The sequence below is a fragment of the bacterium genome, assembly GCA_028820935.1.
GTDB lineage: Bacteria > Actinomycetota > Acidimicrobiia > Spongiisociales > Spongiisociaceae > Spongiisocius.
In genome coordinates, this window is the sequence record JAPPHZ010000016.1 from 1 (window position 1) to 17,875 (window position 17,875).

General features: G+C 60.4%; 9 protein-coding genes. 6 read left to right on the forward strand and 3 right to left on the reverse strand.

All coding sequences use genetic code 11. The annotated features are described in order from the left end of the window. Positions 1 to 558 precede the first annotated feature (558 nt). The 6 genes from drmD to drmC are packed head-to-tail and all read left to right on the forward strand — an operon-like array spanning position 559 to position 13,774. A complete protein-coding gene (gene drmD / locus OXM57_03085; protein MDE0351655.1) occupies positions 559 to 3,327 on the forward strand; it encodes a DISARM system SNF2-like helicase DrmD in 2,769 nt (922 codons plus the stop codon). Between the two features lie 20 nt (positions 3,328 to 3,347). Further along, a complete protein-coding gene (locus OXM57_03090; GenBank protein MDE0351656.1) occupies positions 3,348 to 7,163 on the forward strand; it encodes a restriction endonuclease in 3,816 nt (1,271 codons plus the stop codon). Continuing rightward, positions 7,139 to 7,501, forward strand: a complete 363-nt coding sequence (locus tag OXM57_03095) for a hypothetical protein (GenBank protein ID MDE0351657.1) — start codon at positions 7,139 to 7,141, stop codon at positions 7,499 to 7,501. Before OXM57_03090 ends, OXM57_03095 begins: the two co-directional genes overlap by 25 nt. Beyond that, entirely contained in the window at positions 7,486 to 11,142 is a 3,657-nt protein-coding gene (gene drmA / locus OXM57_03100) for a DISARM system helicase DrmA (GenBank protein ID MDE0351658.1), read from the forward strand. Before OXM57_03095 ends, drmA begins: the two co-directional genes overlap by 16 nt. Continuing rightward, positions 11,139 to 12,995, forward strand: a complete 1,857-nt coding sequence (locus tag OXM57_03105; protein ID MDE0351659.1) for a DUF1998 domain-containing protein — start codon at positions 11,139 to 11,141, stop codon at positions 12,993 to 12,995. The genes drmA and OXM57_03105 overlap by 4 nt, the downstream gene beginning before the upstream one ends. Next, entirely contained in the window at positions 12,992 to 13,774 is a 783-nt protein-coding gene (gene drmC, locus OXM57_03110) for a DISARM system phospholipase D-like protein DrmC (GenBank protein MDE0351660.1), read from the forward strand. The genes OXM57_03105 and drmC overlap by 4 nt, the downstream gene beginning before the upstream one ends. Before the next feature lie 218 nt (positions 13,775 to 13,992). On the opposite strand, the gene OXM57_03115 is transcribed toward drmC, so the two are convergent. The 3 genes from OXM57_03115 to OXM57_03125 form a co-directional block, all read right to left on the reverse strand. Beyond that, positions 13,993 to 15,147: a toll/interleukin-1 receptor domain-containing protein gene (locus OXM57_03115; GenBank protein MDE0351661.1), complete on the reverse strand. Its 1,155-nt coding sequence runs from the start codon at positions 15,145 to 15,147 to the stop codon at positions 13,993 to 13,995. A gap of 217 nt (positions 15,148 to 15,364) precedes the next feature. After that, a complete protein-coding gene (locus OXM57_03120; protein ID MDE0351662.1) occupies positions 15,365 to 15,814 on the reverse strand; it encodes a hypothetical protein in 450 nt (149 codons plus the stop codon). A gap of 75 nt (positions 15,815 to 15,889) precedes the next feature. Next, positions 15,890 to 17,629, reverse strand: a complete 1,740-nt coding sequence (locus OXM57_03125; protein MDE0351663.1) for a P-loop NTPase fold protein — start codon at positions 17,627 to 17,629, stop codon at positions 15,890 to 15,892. Positions 17,630 to 17,875 lie beyond the last annotated feature (246 nt).

The following is a 17,875-nucleotide window of genomic DNA, read 5'->3' on the forward strand; positions in this document are numbered from 1 at the left end:
ACCTAAATCAAAGGACCGTCACCCCCCGTACACCACAAGAATGGACTCCACTCTGCGGCATCTCGGGAGACTTCGCGGAGCTCAGCCCGAGACGAACGGCTGATGTGTAGGAGACTCTATTGACGTCGTCAGAAACGCGGCAGGCACCTGCTGTACCCGAGCAGGGATGCCTCGTTCGTGTTCGTGACCGCTATTGGGTGATCAAGTTTGTGTTTGAGTCCTCACTTCCGAAGGATCCAGCTCTCTCGGACGATTTGACGAATCACCATTTGGTATCTCTCACTCCAATAGACGATAGAGGTTCGTCTTCTACTTTAAGTGTGTTCTGGGAGACAGAGCCTGGAACTGAGATTCGCCCTCAGGCACAGCTACCTGACCCGGCGTCTGGTACGGACACGCCGGAGACCTTCGCGGCGTTTCTTGACGCTGCCCGGTGGGGCGCAGTGGCCTCGGTGGATCCTTCGGGGTTTCAGTCTCCGTTTCAAGCGGGCATAGACATCGAGGACTACCAGTTGCTTCCCCTGGTCAAGGCGCTACAGATGCCACGAGTGAGGTCTCTTGATAGCTGATGACGTAGGTTTAGGTAAGACAGTTGAGGCAGGACTGATCGCTCAGGAGTTGGTACTGCGTAACCAGGTCCAGAAGATCCTTGTTGTGTGCCCACCGAGTCTGTGCTTGAAGTGGAAGAGGGAGATGGCCGAGCAGTTCGGGCTCCGCTTCGAGGTGGTGGACACTGAGTATGTCCGCCGGTTGAGGCGGGAACGGGGTGTCGGGATCAACCCGTTCCGGTCGCATCCGCGCCTCATCGTGTCGATGGAGTGGGTCAAGTTCGAGTCTCAGATGCGCTGGTTTGACGAGTTCTTGCCACCGGATCCCAACACCTTCCCGCGAGCGTTCGATCTGCTGATCGTCGATGAGGCCCATCGGATCGCCCCTTCCGCGGTGGGCCGCTACGCCCGCGAGTCAATGCGTACGAAAGCCATCAAGCGCCTTACTCCGCACTTCGAGCATCGGCTGTTTCTCACGGCCACACCGCACAATGGGTATAGGGAGTCTTTCCAAGCACTGCTTGAGATGCTTGACCCGAACCGGTTCACTAAAGGCGTTGCGCCAAAGCGATCGGAACGCGACGCCGTGATCGTCCGTCGGCTGAAGACGCACCTCCGGAGCTTGCTGCCTGATGGAAGCAAGCGATTCCCCGAACGGAGGATCCACTCGATCGACGTGGTCTTCCCCCGTCAGGAAAGAGAGCTGTTCGAACTGCTGGACAGCTACACCGCGTTGCGGATGGGATCAGCCGCTACTCGTGGCGAGCGGGCAGCGTCACGGTTCGTGACACTCCTCCTAAGGAAGCGTCTCCTGTCTTCGCCTGCGGCTTTCAAGCACACCCTTGAGCAGCACATCCGGACTCTCGACGCTGCCGCGCACCGACGGACTACGAGTCGGGCCCTTGAGCAGGCGGTGGCAGCGTTGGAAGATAACCCGGACGATTCCGCCGACGTGTCCGAGTACGAGAAAGAAGCTTTGGCGCTGGCCGGGGCGACTATTGCCAGAACTGTCGACCGGGGAGGCCTACTCCCGGGAACGGAGAAGCCGCACCCGGCGGCAAGTACCGATCAAGCCACCGCAATCCTCGCCCGAATGCGAGCACGCGCCGAAGCCACATGGCGGAGAGCTGACGCAAAGACCAAGAAGCTGCTCGACTGGATCGCCAAGACCTGTTTCCCTGACGGCCACTGGAACGACGAGCGGGTGGTGGTTTTCACGGAGTACCGCGCCACCCTCAACTATCTCGAGGAGATCCTCACCGCTCGGCGTAGGCAATGGCCCGCTATGCGGGGGCGAATTGAGGTGTTCCATGGAGGTCTCGAAACCGAGGAGCGGGAGCGGATCATCCGGGAATTCAATTACAACCCCCGCAAGACGAGGGTTCGGGTTCTGCTCGCTACAGACGCGGCCGCAGAGGGGATTGATCTTCACCGGGCGTGTCATCGGCTGGTGCATATCGAAGTGCCGTTCAATCCGAACCGGATGGAGCAGAGAAACGGCCGGGTTGACCGGCACGGCCAGAAGTCTCCTACGGTCGACATATTCCATTTCGCCGCCTCAGGCGCCGTCGACGATGACCCCGTTGGCTACGACCACTCCTTTCTGCTGCGCCTGGCACAAAAGGTCAACGACATCCGCGATGACCTAGGCGTCGTCTCATCAGTGCTGGCTGAGCGCGTTGAGGCTCGCATGCTGCGCCTTGGTGACCACAAACTCGACGTCGATGATCTGATCGAACTAAAGCGCGACCAGGCGAGAGTCGACCTGGAACGCCTCAAACGGCAGTTCTCGGCTGAGATCGGCAACGTTCGTCGCCTGTACAGAGGGAGCGTGGCACAGCTAGATCTAGCCCCTGGCAACGTTCTGCGAGCCGTTCAGGTGGCCTTGCGTATCGAGAGTCAGCCTCCGCTGCGGGAGACGTCCTTGCAGAGAGCCGACGGCCCCGTACCGGTACTCGAGGTGGGCGATCTCAGTGGCACATGGGGTGAGACGCTGGTGGGCCTGCACAATGAGGTTGAGAACTTCAGGCTCCCGGTCACGTTCGACCCGGCTGTGGCATCCGGGCATGATGACGTCGCCTACCTTCATGTGGGTCACCCGTTCGTTGCTCGTTGCCTCCGCGTGTTGCGAGCCCAGGTGTGGGGAGCGGCGGTCGAGCGGAAGATCAACCGGGCCGCCGTGCGATTCGCAGAGATCGACGATCCGGTAGTCGTAGCACATGGCCGCGTTGTGGTGAATGGCGCTGATGGTTCCACTCTTGACGAGGTCATAGAGCCAGCAGCAGTCCGAGTAGGTGGCCGCCAACGGCGCCTAAATGTTGGACAGACTCGCGCAGCCTTGGCCTCAGCGAGTACACGATCGGTCCCGGACTACATTCGGGACCGGTATGTGGATCAGTGGCAACGGATCCGGCAGCCTCTTGAGCGGGCCTTACGGGTCCGGGCTGAGGAGATCCGCGAGCAGCGGGGCCGGGCGATCGATGCCAAGCGCGAGGCTGAAGAGCGGCGTCTAAGGGGGACACTGGAGGATCTCAAATCGAGCATCCAGCGTCGTCTAGATGAGCTAGAGCGCTCGGACAGCACGGAGCAGTTGCGCCTGTTCGATACTGAAGAACGCAGGCAGTTCGACGCCGACGTCTGCGCTCTCCGGGATCGTGTCGGCCGGATCGACACTGATATTGACACGGAGATTGGCACTCTGCGTCGCCGTTATGCCGTGCGGGATGTCAACTGGTTTCCGGTAGCGGTGGAGTTCTTAGTCCCGATGGGGAAGAACTAGTGTCGACCAGCCGCCGCGTTGTGCAACAGCACGAGGACTGGCTGAACCTTGCTGACGCGGAGGATCCGTGGTTCGCGCTGCCCGCCCTCAGGCGTGCATTCCCGAATGGTCTGGATCCCACGCCAACCGAAGTGCGCGCGGAGCACAAGGCCCGCTGGTACGGCGACGAAGATGAGGAGTCGGCCCGACTTGCCGACGACCGCACGAACTACATCGAGTGGCTGCTGAAGGAGGTGCTCGACTGGGGGAACGACTACCTGTCAGGCTCGGCTTTGCCTGCCGCACTCGCGGACGGAGTCACACGATACGACGTGACCGTCGTCGCCTCCGGCGTCTACCAGCCGACGGTGGTACCTCCAGTAGGAATCTTGGGCGCCCCGACCGATGGCAACGGCCTCACACAGCGGCCGCGCGTGCTGGTCTTCTATCTGCCAGCCGGAACCGACCCGCGTGCGCGACCTGCGGGTGACAGCTGGTCCGCGACATGGGTGCAACGCGCGGCGCTCTCCTGCAGGGCTCACCGGGTGCCCCTGGCACTCGTAACCGACGGCGACCACCTCACTCTCGTCCACGCGCGGGAGAGAGAAGCCACCGGCTGGGGCACATGGAGGGCGTCAGAGTTCGCAACGGAGCCTGTGCATCTGAACTCGTTCCGCTCCATGCTGCACGAGAGGCGGTTTGTCGCCGTTCCGGACTCGGATACACCTGAATCACTCCTGGTGGAGTCAGCAGCTGCGCAGCACGAGGTCACCGACCAGCTTGGTTCCCAGGTGCGAAGGGCTACCGAATTGCTGGTCAACGCAGTGTCGCGGGCCAACCTAGAACGGAATGGCACACTTCTGGCCGGCGTCGAACCTCACGAGGTATACGAAGCCGCGGTGACCGTGATGATGCGCATCGTGTTTCTCCTCGTGGCCGAAGAAAACGGTCTGCTGCCCGTAGACAACCCTCACTATCAGAGTCTCTACTCGATCCGAACTCTGCGTGAGACGTTGCAACAGGAACGGTTCGCCAACCCCGAGGCTCTTGAAACCCGCACGACGGCCTGGCACCGGCTGCTGGCCACCAGTCGGGCCACGCACGGCGGTGTCCACCACAACGAACTTACGGTGCCAGCCTACGGGGGAAGCCTTTTTGACCCCGACCGGTTCCCGTTCCTGGAAGGCCGCTCGGCTCGTAGTAGCTGGAAGGTGACCGCGGGCACACCGATCGGCGTCACCGATCTCGATGTGCTGGCCATGCTCGACGCTCTATTAGTGCTCCGTTTCAGAACCGGTAGGGCTGGCACAGACACCCGCCGCCTGTCATACCGGAATGTCGACGTTGAACAGATAGGTCATATCTATGAACGTCTACTTGACCACGACGCGGTACGAGCCAACCATGTTGTGCTCGGCCTCACAGGCAAACCAGGTGAAGAGCCCGAGATCGGGCTACCCGAACTCGATGCCAAGCTGATCGACGGCAAAGAGCCGTTAGTCGCGTGGATCAGTGGAACGCAAGCAGCCAAGGCTGGCCGAAAAGTTGGCACACCAAAGCAGGTAAGGAAACTTCTAGAGGCACCGATCGATCCACGGCGTCGAGCGAGTCTGATCCAAGCCTGCCAAGGTGACGAGCAGTTGGCCAGACGACTACAGCCGTTCGCGAACCTACTACGACTCGACCTCCGGGACCGACCCCTCGTTTTCCTACCTGGATCCGTATATGTGACCGAGACCGGCTCCCGACGCGATAGCGGGACGGCCTATACCACGAAGGAACTGGCGGACGAACTCGTCGAGCACACCCTCGCTCCGCTGTGCTATTCGCCAGGTCCTCAAGACACATCCGACACGAGACACTGGCGGATCAGATCCTCGACGAACATCCTCGACCTCAAGGTTTGCGACCCTGCGGTCGGGTCGGGAGCCATCCTCGTGGCCGCCTGCCGATATCTGGCCGACCGTCTCATCGAGGCCTGGAAGTCAGAGGGCGATCCTCGGGCTACTGACACCGTCACCGCAGCGGACGACCCGAACCGGCTTGATGTCGTGGTTGAAGCCCGCCGCCAGGTTGCGGAGCGCTGCTGCTACGGCGTCGACCGCAACCCCATGGCCGCAGAAATGACCAAACTATCGATGTGGCTCACCACCGTGGCCAAAGAGCGACCCTTTACGTTCTTGGACCACGCCATCAAGTCCGGTGACAGCCTCTTGGGAATCTACGACCTCGACCAACTCCGCTACCTCCATTTCGACATCGGAGCCGGGAGAAGGCGGCCCACCCCGATTCCGGGCTTTTCGCCGGGAGGCGACGCCGTCCGAGCTGTTGACCGCCTCGTCGACAAAGCGTTAGACATGCGACAGGAAATGCACAGCATTGAAACGATCGGCCCAGCCGATGTTGAACGCAAACAGAAACTTCACTACGACAGCGAAGGCCGCCTGTCCACGTTGGTGGCCATAGCCGACGTGCTCACCGGTGCCGCTCTGAACGCAGCAGGAGAAAACGATCCCAAGAAGGCAATGACCCGTCGGATAGAAGGCGACGCCGGAGTCATCGTGGAATTCGTTGGCGCTCTCGGTACCTCCGCGGAGAACCAGGCCCTGCGTCGTGTCCACGATCGAGCTCAGGCAAGTATGGAACACGGACGGCCCGACCGTGCTCCGGTCCGTAGCCCGTTCCACTGGCCGATCGAGTTCCCCGAAGTCTTCAACAGACCCCCGTCTAGGACCTCCGGGTTTGACGCTATTGTCGGGAACCCACCATTCATGGGCGGTCAGAAGATCACGGGTACAGCCGGTGTCGACTACCGAAACCATCTCATCGCCTGGATCGCAGGCGGAACGAGAGGATCGGCTGACCTCGTTGCCTACTTCTTCCTGAACGCGACCCGAGTAGCCCGATCCTTCGGTCTGCTTGCCACCAACACCATCGGACAGGGCGACGCCAGCCAGGTAGGTCTTACGCGGATAGTCGATGCAGGATGGACCATCCACCGAGCTGTCTCATCGGTAAGGTGGCCCGGCGACGCTACGTTGGAGATTGCCAAAGTTTGGGGGACCGTCCACCCTTGGGACAGCGAGCCGCTCCTGGACCAGCGGCCGGTCATCGGCATAGACGAGATGCTCTACCCTCATTCACGGTCGGGGTGGCGTAAACAGCGCCTCGCCGCCAACGCCGACAGATCTTTTATTGGCTCCTATGTTCTCGGAATGGGATTCACCATGAGCCCCGAGAAGGCAGAAGCCCTCATCGACATGAATCCCCGCAACGCCGACGTGCTGGCACCTTACCTAGGAGGCAAGGACCTCAACCAGTCGCCGAGTCATACGGCTCCGCGATGGATTATCAACTTCTTCGACTGGCCGGAATACCGAGCCCGCCGATACCCCGACTGCTTCTCGATCGTCGAAGACAAGGTCAAACCTGAGCGGCAGGAACGCAAGCCAAACGGCGAGTTCAAGAAGCGAAAGCCGTTACCTCAGCTCTACTGGATCTATGCGGAGAAACGTCCGAAGCTCTACCGCACGATCAAGCCGCTCAACAGGGTCTTAGCCCTATGCCAAACAAGCAAGGTCCAGCTACCGGCGTTTGTACCGACAGGACAGGTGCTCGCGCATAAGTTGGTGGTCTTTAGCCTTGACGACTACTTTTGTTCGGCGTTCTTTCGTCGGGTCTTCACTGGCGATGGGTGCTCCGGCACGGGAGTTCGATGCGAAACGACCCCGTATATACCCCATCCGATGTGTTCGAGACGTTCCCACAGCCGCCGCATAGCGACAGAGTCACGTCTGCTGGCGATAGGTTGGATACGCATCGTTCCCGTCTCATGGTCGAGCACAACTTGGGGCTGACCGACGTTTATAACCTGGTACATAACCGCTACGGACGCTCCGACGCTGCTATTCGACAGGTCCGGGACCTGCACGTGGAGTTGGATGTGGCGGTGCGCGACGCGTATGGGTGGTCGGATCTGGACCTGGGACATGGTTTCTATCAGGTGCGGGGACAGGGAGATCGGTTCACTTTCTCGCCGGAGGCTGGTGATGAAGTGCTGGACCGCTTGTTGGAGTTGAACAAGGTCCGGTACGAAGCGGAGGTTGCTGCCGGGTTGCATGAATCCGCTAAGGAGGTTTCGGTCACCACGACTCAGCTTGCGAATCAGGGTTCGTTGCTATGGGGTGGGCGGTGACCGGCCAGGTTCAGGGCGCGGTGCCGACTCCTTGGGATCTGCGTACGGACCTGGTTGGGAGGGTCACAGCCGATCTGTTAGGCCCTCTCGACGGTGACAACGAAGTCCTCCTGGGTTATCGGATGCGTAACGGACGCTGGTCGTCACCGGGACGGGTACGCGATCGGTACTTGGTTGGGATGCTGGCCCCGAAGGGAACGGTCGCACTGGATCCCGAACGCGACGACGATGTTGGACCGGAGGACGGCGATGGCCCTGAGAGAAGTGTTCAGGATGGCCGTAGTCCAAGGCTGGTTCTGTCGCAGTCGTCAATGGGCTTATCCGTTGTAGTTGCCGACACGGTCGATGTGCTAGTGGCGCGGTGTCGCTGGGGTCATTATCTGCGGGAGTTCCACACTCAGGCGGATGGGTCCCGAGCTCCGGTGTGGGTTCGACATCCCAGAACGGTCGACGTGGTCGTGCCTTTGGCCGCTGGCGAGTTCGGACCGCTGGCTGTCAACGGAGAAGGGATCGTACTGCGGGGCCGGATCACTGCTTCGGGGAACGGACCGTGGCTGGTGACGGTGTTCTTGTCGAACGAACAGACCCAGGTTGAGCGCAACAAGGACAGCCGCTGGATGTTCCAGGCTGGTTTCTCCCTGTCTGCCGCCGACGGTTCTGATGCCTTCCTGGGCCGCGACCAGGTTCTGACGGGTTCCGTGGCTGTTCCAGATTGGGAACGGGTCGAAGTTGCCCAGTTAGACATGCAGTATCGCGACGTCGTGGAGTTTGGCGTAGGGCACGGGGTTGGGATCGAGGTGGAGGTGTCTGCCACAGATCCGCGCCGTGCGGTTCGTGTCGGAACGGCCATCATTCCGAAGTATGAGGTATGGCGCACCGACGCCCCTCATACGGGTGCGGTTCCTCAACTGTCGGGTCTGGTCACAGACATGAAGTTGCTGTCTGAGCTCGGACCCAAGGAACTCCGGACAGCTCTTGCGCCCTTGACTGCCGGTTACAGAACTTGGCTCGACGAAGAGCTCGCCCGTGTTGGTGATCCCGCTACCAGGCTTGAGGGACACGAGGAGACTGCCCGCCTTACAGTCTCTGAAGCCAAACGGGTGGCCGATGCGGTAGCCGACGGGATCGACCTGGTGTGCACAGACCCGGATGCCTTGGACGCGTTCCGGTTCGCCAACCAATCCATGTGGCGCCAGCGTATCCACACTGTTGCTATCGACGCTCGCCGCCACGACCCCGAACTGAGCCTGTACGAGGCGGTCACCGCATCTGACTGGCCTGCTAACCGATCATGGCGACCGTTCCAACTGGCGTTTGTCCTGTTGTGTATCCCGTCGCTGACCGACCCCGCTCATCCGGAGCGAAACGACAGGGACGCCTTGGCTGATCTGCTGTTCTTTCCGACTGGCGGTGGCAAGACTGAGGCTTATCTCGGGCTGGTGGCATACACACTCGCCATCCGGCGGATGCAGGGTGTGGTAGGAGATGGCGAGGACGCCGTTGACGGCCGAGACGGTGTGGCCGTACTAATGCGTTACACCCTGCGGCTGCTGACCGCCCAGCAGTTCCAGCGGGCAGCGACTCTCATGTGCTCAGCGGAGTTGTGGCGCCAACATCGCGCCAAACGCGACGTGCGCTATGCGGGTGCGCCGTTCCGACTCGGTATGTGGGTTGGAGGTTCAGTTTCGCCCAACAAGGCCGCGGACGCGAAAAAGTTCGCCGAGGATGCCAAGCAAGGGGGCTTCGGTGGCGGTCAGGCGACACCAGTCCAGTTAACTGATTGTCCCTGGTGCGGACGGCAGATCGACCCCAAGACAGACAGCCGCTTCGACCCCGTACTTGAGCGATTCCTGCTGTTCTGCGGAGATAAGGAGTGCTCATTCACGGAGCGGAAGACCAACGGCGAGGGCATCCCTGTTGTGACTGTGGACGAGGAGATTTATAGGCTTGTTCCGTCGTTCGTGATCGCCACAATTGACAAGTTTGCTCAGCTCCCCTGGAATGGAGCAACCTCAACGCTGTTCGGACGCGTGGTGTCCCGCTGTGAGCGCCACGGATACCGCAACCCGGACCTCGACCAGTCACATCAGTATCAGTGGAAAGAACGTGACTCCCATCAGCGGCGCCACTCGCATCCCCCTGCCAGCACCGTGCCTACTGTTCGGCTGCGGCCGCCTGATCTGATTATCCAAGACGAGATGCATCTGGTCACCGGACCGTTGGGCACTATGGCAGGCCTCTACGAAACCGCGATAGACAGGCTTTCTTCCTGGACTTACAACGGACAGCTCGTCCGCCCGAAGGTTGTCGCGTCGACTGCTACGACCCGCAGGGCTCGCGAGCAGGCTTGGTCGGTGTTCTGGAGGAACCTCCGGATCTTCCCGCCGCCGGTCCTCGACGTGGGCAGATCGTTCTTTGCTGAGCAGGTACTGCCGGGTCCCCAAACGCCGGGACGCCTCTATATGGGGATATGTGCCCACGGCGAGCGACTGAAGCAAGTGGAGTTGAGGGTGTTCGCATCTGTTATGGCTGCAGCTAAGGCGATCTGGGACGAACTCGGCTCCGAAGGTGTGAGGGCAGACCCGTGGATGACCACCGTGGGGTACTTCAACGCGGTGAGGGAACTCGCCGGCATGCGCCGTATGGCCGAAGATGAGCTTCGCACAAAGTTACGCAGAACCAGATTCACCGAGGGCCTCGCGAACCGCCCGTCCGTTGAACTCAAGGAGCTGACCTCACGGGTGTCCGCTGATGACATCAAGACAATCCTGCGCCAGCTGTTCGTAACCCACGAACCCGAACCATCGGAGCCCCAGACCGGCAAAGACAAGGACTCGGAACCGCGCGAACGACCGGTCGATCTGCTACTGGCGACCAACATGATCTCGGTCGGTGTGGACGTTCCACGTCTCGCGTCGATGATCGTCGTCGGCCAACCCAAGGCCACAGCGGAGTACATCCAGGCTACATCGAGGGTCGGCCGCGATCCTAAAGGGCCGGGACTCGTAATCACCCTTTACAACTGGGCTCGGCCACGCGACCTATCACACTATGAGACATTCGTCCACTACCACGCCACCTTCTACCGACATGTCGAGCCTCTGTCGGTCACGCCGTTCTCCCAGCGGGCCCTCGATAAGGGCCTCACCGGTGTGTTGGTATCCGCGGTGCGCCACAGCCATGGCGACTGGAACCCGAACCCTTCGGCTAGAGAACTCAGCCGGCCGGACCAGCGAATAGCCTCAGATGTCCAAGCGATCGCGGAACGTGCCAGTTCGGTCACTGGCGACCTATCGACCAAAGATCTGGTAACCGCGATGGCAAACAAACGTCTTGATGCATGGGATCGGGAGACCCAACTACGTCAACACCTGTCTTACGCCAAGCGCACGGCCACCGACGTGGCCCTACTCTTGAAGCCGGAAACGGGCGACTGGGACATGTGGACCTGTCCGAACTCTCTGCGTGACACCGAAGTGCAAGCGAATCTGCAGATCAGCGAACACGACCCCTCGTACGAGTCCCTCAGCCAACCACCGATCATTCTCGGTCAACCTGCCAGCTTGTTGCGACCGGTCACCGCCGCCGATGACGACATCCGAGAAGCGGTCGAAGCGGACGAGGCCGCCACCACCACATGAGCCCCACTAGGTCAAGGAACACCTACAAGTCACGACGGGTCGGTGGCGTCCGCCCGTCACAGATGATCCACACATACGGCCCCGGGGCGGTGATCGACCTGCCACGGCTGTCGGTCATCCTCGCTGGCACCGATACCTGGGACATCAATTTCACGGAGCGGATCCTCGAACCCCGACTGGTCAGGTCCGTAAAGACGATTCCCGGCTGTAACCAGGTTGCTGAGTTCCGTACTCCTCCGTGGGAGGAAGAAACCGCGAACGCGTTCGACGATTGGGCCCGCATCGGCGTCCCGGTCTACCCATTCCCCCGATGGCTGCGCTGTACCCGCTGCGACCTGCTGTCGACGGTTGATAGTCGTCTCTTCGAACTCAACGTCCCCGTGTATCGACCTGACTGGGCCCGCTACTACCACGACAAGTGCTACGGCCGCCGTCCCACCGCGGTACCCGCCCGCTTCCTCATTGCTTGCCCGGCTGGCCACCTAGACGACTTTCCCTGGGAGGAGTATGCGCATGGTGGTAAGCCATGTCCGGACGGTCCAATCCTTGAACTCAAGGAGGTCGGGAAGGCCAGCCGAGCCACAGACGTGCGGGTCGTGTGTAAGACCTGCGATGCCACCCGGATTGCACAGGATGCGTTCGGCCTAGACGCCGACAAGCACCTCCCGCGTTGCCGGGGTCGGCACCCACACCTACATCGCTTCGATACCGCCTGTGAGGAACCCACCAGAGCGCTGCTACTCGGCGCGTCTAATGGCTGGTTCTCCGTCTACCGGTCCGCTCTATCGATCCCCACCGTGACGGGTGAGATCGAACAGAAAGTCGCAGAACACTGGGACCACCTCGAGGACATCGAAGAACGCGGCGAGTTGGCATTCATACTCAAGAGGCTCATGAAGGGTGCAGGAGAGAGACCGCTCCGATGGCTGCTTCGCTACGACCCAGATGATGTATGGACAGCCATCGTCGACCGGCGCACCAGCGGCGAACCCGGTGCCGGACCCGAGGACCTGCGCGGTCCCGAATGGGCCGCATTCACTGCCGCGGTGCCTCCACAGTCCGACGACTTTGAGGTACAAACGCTCGATATCCCTGACGGGTTCAGGGTCACGCTCGACCATCCAGTTGCCGTCAGACGGCTCAGAGAAGTCCTAGCCCTGTGCGGGTTTACACGTATTGATGGACCCGATGCATCGCACCCACACCGGATCGCACCCATCTGGAAGGAGCCTCAGTCCTGGCTACCCGCCGCCGAAGTCCGAGGCGAAGGAATACTGATCCGGCTTCCGGAAACGCGAGTCGAACAGTGGGAGGCAAGCTATCGGACCACCGAGCGGTATGAGTACCTACGCCAAGCTGTCCGTAACTGGCGCACCCGCCGAGGACTCGACCCCGATGGAGGACTACCGCCCGCCCGGTTCATACTGCTACACACGCTGTCGCACATGCTGATTCACCAGGTCGCTCTCGAGTGCGGATACTCCACCGCATCGATAAGGGAGCGCCTATACAGCCGAGAATCAGGTAGCCCTACGGGCCCGCCAATGGCCGGCGTTCTCCTGTACACGGCCTCCCCCGACTCTGAAGGTACGCTCGGGGGCCTTGTCGCTCTTACAGCACCCAATCGGCTCGCCTCGGTACTGAGAGAAGCGAGAACCCGGGCCAGGCTGTGTTCTACTGATCCCATGTGCGCAGATCACCACGCCGGCGACCTAGGCGACACTCTCCACAACGCCGCTTGCCATGCCTGTCTCTTCGCTCCCGAGACGTCCTGTGAAGCCGGCAACCGCCACCTCGACCGAGCAGCCGTCGTCCCCATCCTCGGCCAGCAAACAGGCAGCTACTTCACATGACCGATCAGCTGACCCGAGCGACGGTCCAAGCTGCTATTCACGTCCCCGCGGAGCTCCTGGCCGCCGGAGCTGTAGCAGTGGCCAACAGGCCCCGTTGGTCACCCAAATCACAGGATTTGTTAGTCACCGCGAACCCCGCCGCTAACTACCGTGAGCATGCCCGAGCCATCGGACATGCATGGTCACATACCCCGGATGTCTCCGGAGCCGCGGTCGCGGCTGCCATGCGGGCCGCAGCCAAGACTGCCAAGGCGGTAAGGACCGAGTACAGCACCAGCCTGGTCTGGACTGGACCCACTACCGAAGCCCTGGGCCTACGATCCACACGATCCGTTCTCAACGCACTCGTGGCCAACGCCACCGAAAGCCTCATACTGGTGTCCTTCGCCACCCACAACGTCGGTGATCTGACAACGGACCTCTCCAACGCTGCAGCGAGGGGAGTCGAGGTGACCATCATTCTCGAGACGCCGGACGATCCCGGCGGTCCGCTCGATATCGGACCAACACACCCACTTGCGCCCCTCAGGGGCACCGCCACTTTCTACCGGTGGCCCGACGAAACCCGCCGAGCGCACTTCGCAACAACCGCCCGCCTCCACGCGAAGTGCGTCATCGCCGACCGTACATCCGCGCTCATCACCAGCGCGAATCTGACCAGCGCCGGGATTAACGACAACATCGAACTCGGCATCTTCATCGAAGCAGGGCCGCTTCCGGGGCAACTCGCCCATCACATCCGACTACTAATTGAGCAAGGAACTCTCGACGTTTCGTAGAGATTCACATTCCTACCCGGACAGGCTGCAGCGCATGGTCAGTGCCAACAAGGCCCTGTCCACCCAGCCAGAGTCCACTCCGCCTCGCGTAAAGAAGTCTCCAGGCGATCGAATACCTGTGGCGGCGTCGTTGAAGCCCCAGGTAGTGTGACATCCATGGTGATCGAGTAATGGATCCGACGCTGACGGACGGCTATCCACATACCATCCGCACTGCGTTACTTACAGGAAGTATCGCTGTTGCTACCACCTGATAATAGTACTGCCGAAAGGTCGTCACGCCAAGTTATGAACTCATACTTACTAGGCTCTACCTTATGCAGAGCGTTGGACATACGTCTTAGAACAGGTCGTAGAGTACTACTCAGGCGATAGTTGTTGGCTAGAATCTCCCTGAGTCGCGCGATCTGATCTATTCCCGTTTCTCCATTCTTGGCTAACTCAACTAGGTTTTTGAGCAGGCCGTGAGCAGCTTCAATATTGTCCTCTGTCTTTGCATCACGAATTAGCTCTGTAAGTACATTGATTCCGCTCCCGACGCGCGCGAGCTGATCTACATAATCGTCTGTTACGTTCTCCATTTCAGATATCGGTTTCTCTAGGCGCTTCGCAAGACGTCGAATAACTAGAACCCGCGCCGCCCCTGGATTTGGTACCGTGCTCTTGGCCTGTAGCTCACTTGTGGCCATAGTTGTGACTTCGGCAGTTTCATGAAGAAGATCTGTGAGTGCACGTATTGCTGTATTGAATAGTGGGATAGCCTCTTCAGCTTCGGCAAGGAGCTCCATTAATCCTGGAGGGTCATCGGAGATGTCGTCAGCAGACAGATTGTCGAGCGGGGCCTCTGCTTCAGATGTGAGAACAGCCTTGAAAGCACTCACGATGTCTTCTGCTAACTTAGCAATCGCCTTCCGTACACTGTTAGAATTCATGTCTTCAAAGCGCAGATCCCCCCATCTGAAGTATTGTCGTTTTGCAAGTTCCACGGCGACCTCGTCGTGAGGATTGTCAAGCCCTGGTGTCCGCATATATAGGATAGGGATGATTAGGTCATTGCGGTCTAATGACTGCTCACCCTCTAGAAATACGAGAACCTCTTCTCGGCACAATTTGCTCTTTAGGAAGGAAGGTGTGATTATTGTTATAAGCAGCGTAGAACCGTCCAAGGATTCGCCAATTCGCGCTCGCCATTGCTGTCCATAAAAGATATCACGTCGGTCATGAAAGATCTTGAAGGGTACGCCCATTTGCATATGAACTTCTGCTTCTAGACGACGCCTTAACTCAGTGATCCGGCCGTCTTCGTAGTCATCGTCTTGTTGTGCGTAACTCAGAAACGCACCAAAGCGAGCATCTCGCCCATTTTGTGACATCACATGAGTCTAGTCGAAATCTTGGAAGTTCAGCCGGTAATGGCGTCTGGCGCAGTGGCAGAGGTGTGGCCGGCGTTAGGTCTGGGCCAGGGATCGTGGTCTCAAGCGGTGCCGAAGCGTTGGAAGCAGAAGGTCTTCCGCCGTCCATCTCTATTCGCACCGTGTTCCTTCACACGGGAGCCCGTCAGTTTCCTACCGCCTCGGTGGAACCAGATGGTCAGTCCTCCGGGTAAGGCTGATACGCGAGGTCGAGGGCTGCGGCTACCTCAGCGGCTTCCAGCGGGGACGGCGGACCATAGGTTGGGTCGTACTGTCCACGGATGGCACCGCAGAGGATGGTGAGTACCTGATCAGCCGCCGTCCCTTCGTCGGGTTTGACATATGTAGGACGGAGTTGGTGTATCGGGATGTATTGCTCACGGAACTTTGCCGGATCGGCACACCAGTCGCTGCTGTCCCGGTTGATGTTCAGTAAGGCAGCTGAGAACACTTCGACCCGCAGTCCGTGGAACGGTATTGTCCTGTCACCGCTCACCAGGATAGGTTCGGGCCCGAAAGCCGCGTACGCTTTGGATAGGGCTTCAAAGCTGTCGATTGTGCCGGCAACGAAGGCCCGGAAGGCGTTCTGGTCAGCGAAGCGCAGAACAGTCATCGCCGCGAGTGACATCTCCCACACCGAGGGTGGGAGTGCGGGTGGTGCGGGGGCTGTTGATGCGGTGGCGTAGACGTGTACGGCTTGTTGCTAATCCCGCAGAGCGCAGGTCTCAAGGTCAACCACCAGACGCAAGATTTGAAGGCTGCGCGGGTCGGCAGGCTCGGTGAGTCCCGCTTCTCGCAGGGCGTTGGCGAAGAAGTCGGATGTGTCAATCTGGGTCGTAGCGGGAAGGGAGATGTGAATGTCCGCCAAGCGGCGCAGATAGCCGTCGGCTTTGAACTGGGGGCCGTAAACAGTCCGCACCACCTCACACAACTCCCCGCGGTTGACACCGACTATCACCACAACCCGTTCGACGGCAAAGAGGTGGTGGATGTCTGCCAAGGCTTCGAGGGCGTAGCTAGGGGGGCAGCGGTCTAGTTCGTCAATAATCAACACCAGTCGTCCGTGTCCGGCTGCTGCTGACTCCAAAGATTGGCGAATCGAGGTGGCAGCCCGCCGTTGTTCCCTCCATGAGTCGTAACGGGGATCTGGCACCGCGCCCCGCAGAGCGGTCGCCAGGCGGGTCCTCGCCGCGGCGAGGTGACCTGCGCCGGGGTCGGTGATACCTTCCGAAAGAGCGCCGAGCAGGTCGAGGGCCGGCCGCTGTGTGTGCTGCGCCGCCCAAGCGTCGAACTCGATGACGGTCTCTCCCCGGCTCCGCAGATCGGCTGCGCACATCCGCAAGAAGGCCGTCTTGCCAGACCCCCAGCCCCCATCGACCATCACGGTCGCCGGCCCAGCCAGTGTCACGACCCTGTCGGTGAGTCCTACGACGTGTGATCTACGGCCCAGCAGATCCTTGGCGAATGGGTCCGCGGGGTCCGGGTCAAACGCTGGTGGCCGGATGCTCCGACTCCCCATTGGTGCGGTGCCGTCTGACTGAGTCTCCGCTTCTTGATTTCCCCTTACGTAAACCTTGAGTAATACGTCAGGTATACCCTGACCTTGAGCATGGACCACTGCCCCGCCCGCAGCTAACCCGAGAAACACCCGTGCGATCATGAACTCCAGAATGTGCGACGTCGTGAGCGTCCAGGAGAACACGGCAAGGTCGGCCCACGGGGTGAACACGAACGACATCGCCAAGGCCCGGAGCGCTACCTTCCAGCCCGCTGCTGGCTCACCGTTGGGAGCCGACACGACCCGACCCCAAGGGTGCCAAATCTCAAACGCGATAGCACCCACACAGAAGAGTGCAGCGAAGATCCGGAGGACAGCTACGACCGGCAGACCGACACCTGCAACGGCAACCGCCGCTTCGATGACCAGCAACCATCCGACACCCCAGAAGGCTGTGACCGCTACGGCCCGCCATCCAACGCGGCGGCTCAGACTCCGGAAGGGAACATCCGGGCCGAGTCTCCGCGGAGCGACCAAGGTGGTTAGCAGTTGAACGGATCCAACAAGCACCGCTCCCACCCCGGCAGCAAGGTACTTCGGGGTGCCCGAGTAGCTCAGGCGAAACGGATTCTGCCACCGGCCTACCCCCAGAATCTGCAAGTCGCACGTAACGAGACAAAGAGCTTGACCCTCTTCGACCGTCAGGTAAGCGAGAGTAAAGGCCACCGTTGCCAGGGCCACCAGAAAGAACAAGGCAACCACCAAGAACGTGCGCTCTTCGCGGTCAGGCCCGAACCGAGCAACCCGTCTCGGGAGGTCCGCCCCGTACCCGAACCCGAACACGATGACGAACCCAATAGGCACGAGAGCAGCGACCAACGCCTCCCGCGCTTCTGACGCAGGACGCCCATCGACGAAGACAAGAGCAATAAAGCCGCCCAGCACCGCCAAGCCATAAAGGCTCAGGAAGTTCTTGTACCCACGCAAGCCGAAAGTCGATGTGGGGCGTGCCATGCTCCAAGGACGTTACCCGGGATGGCCGCCCACACTGATGCCCGCAGTCCAGGGCAGGTAATGGTCTCATGCTTGCCTACCGACGCCTTACCAAGCCCAAGCCGATACCCAGGAAACTCTGTCGGTGATCGTCGAGAGTTCCCCAGTCTCGATCAGAGAAACTCCCCACCCTGTCAC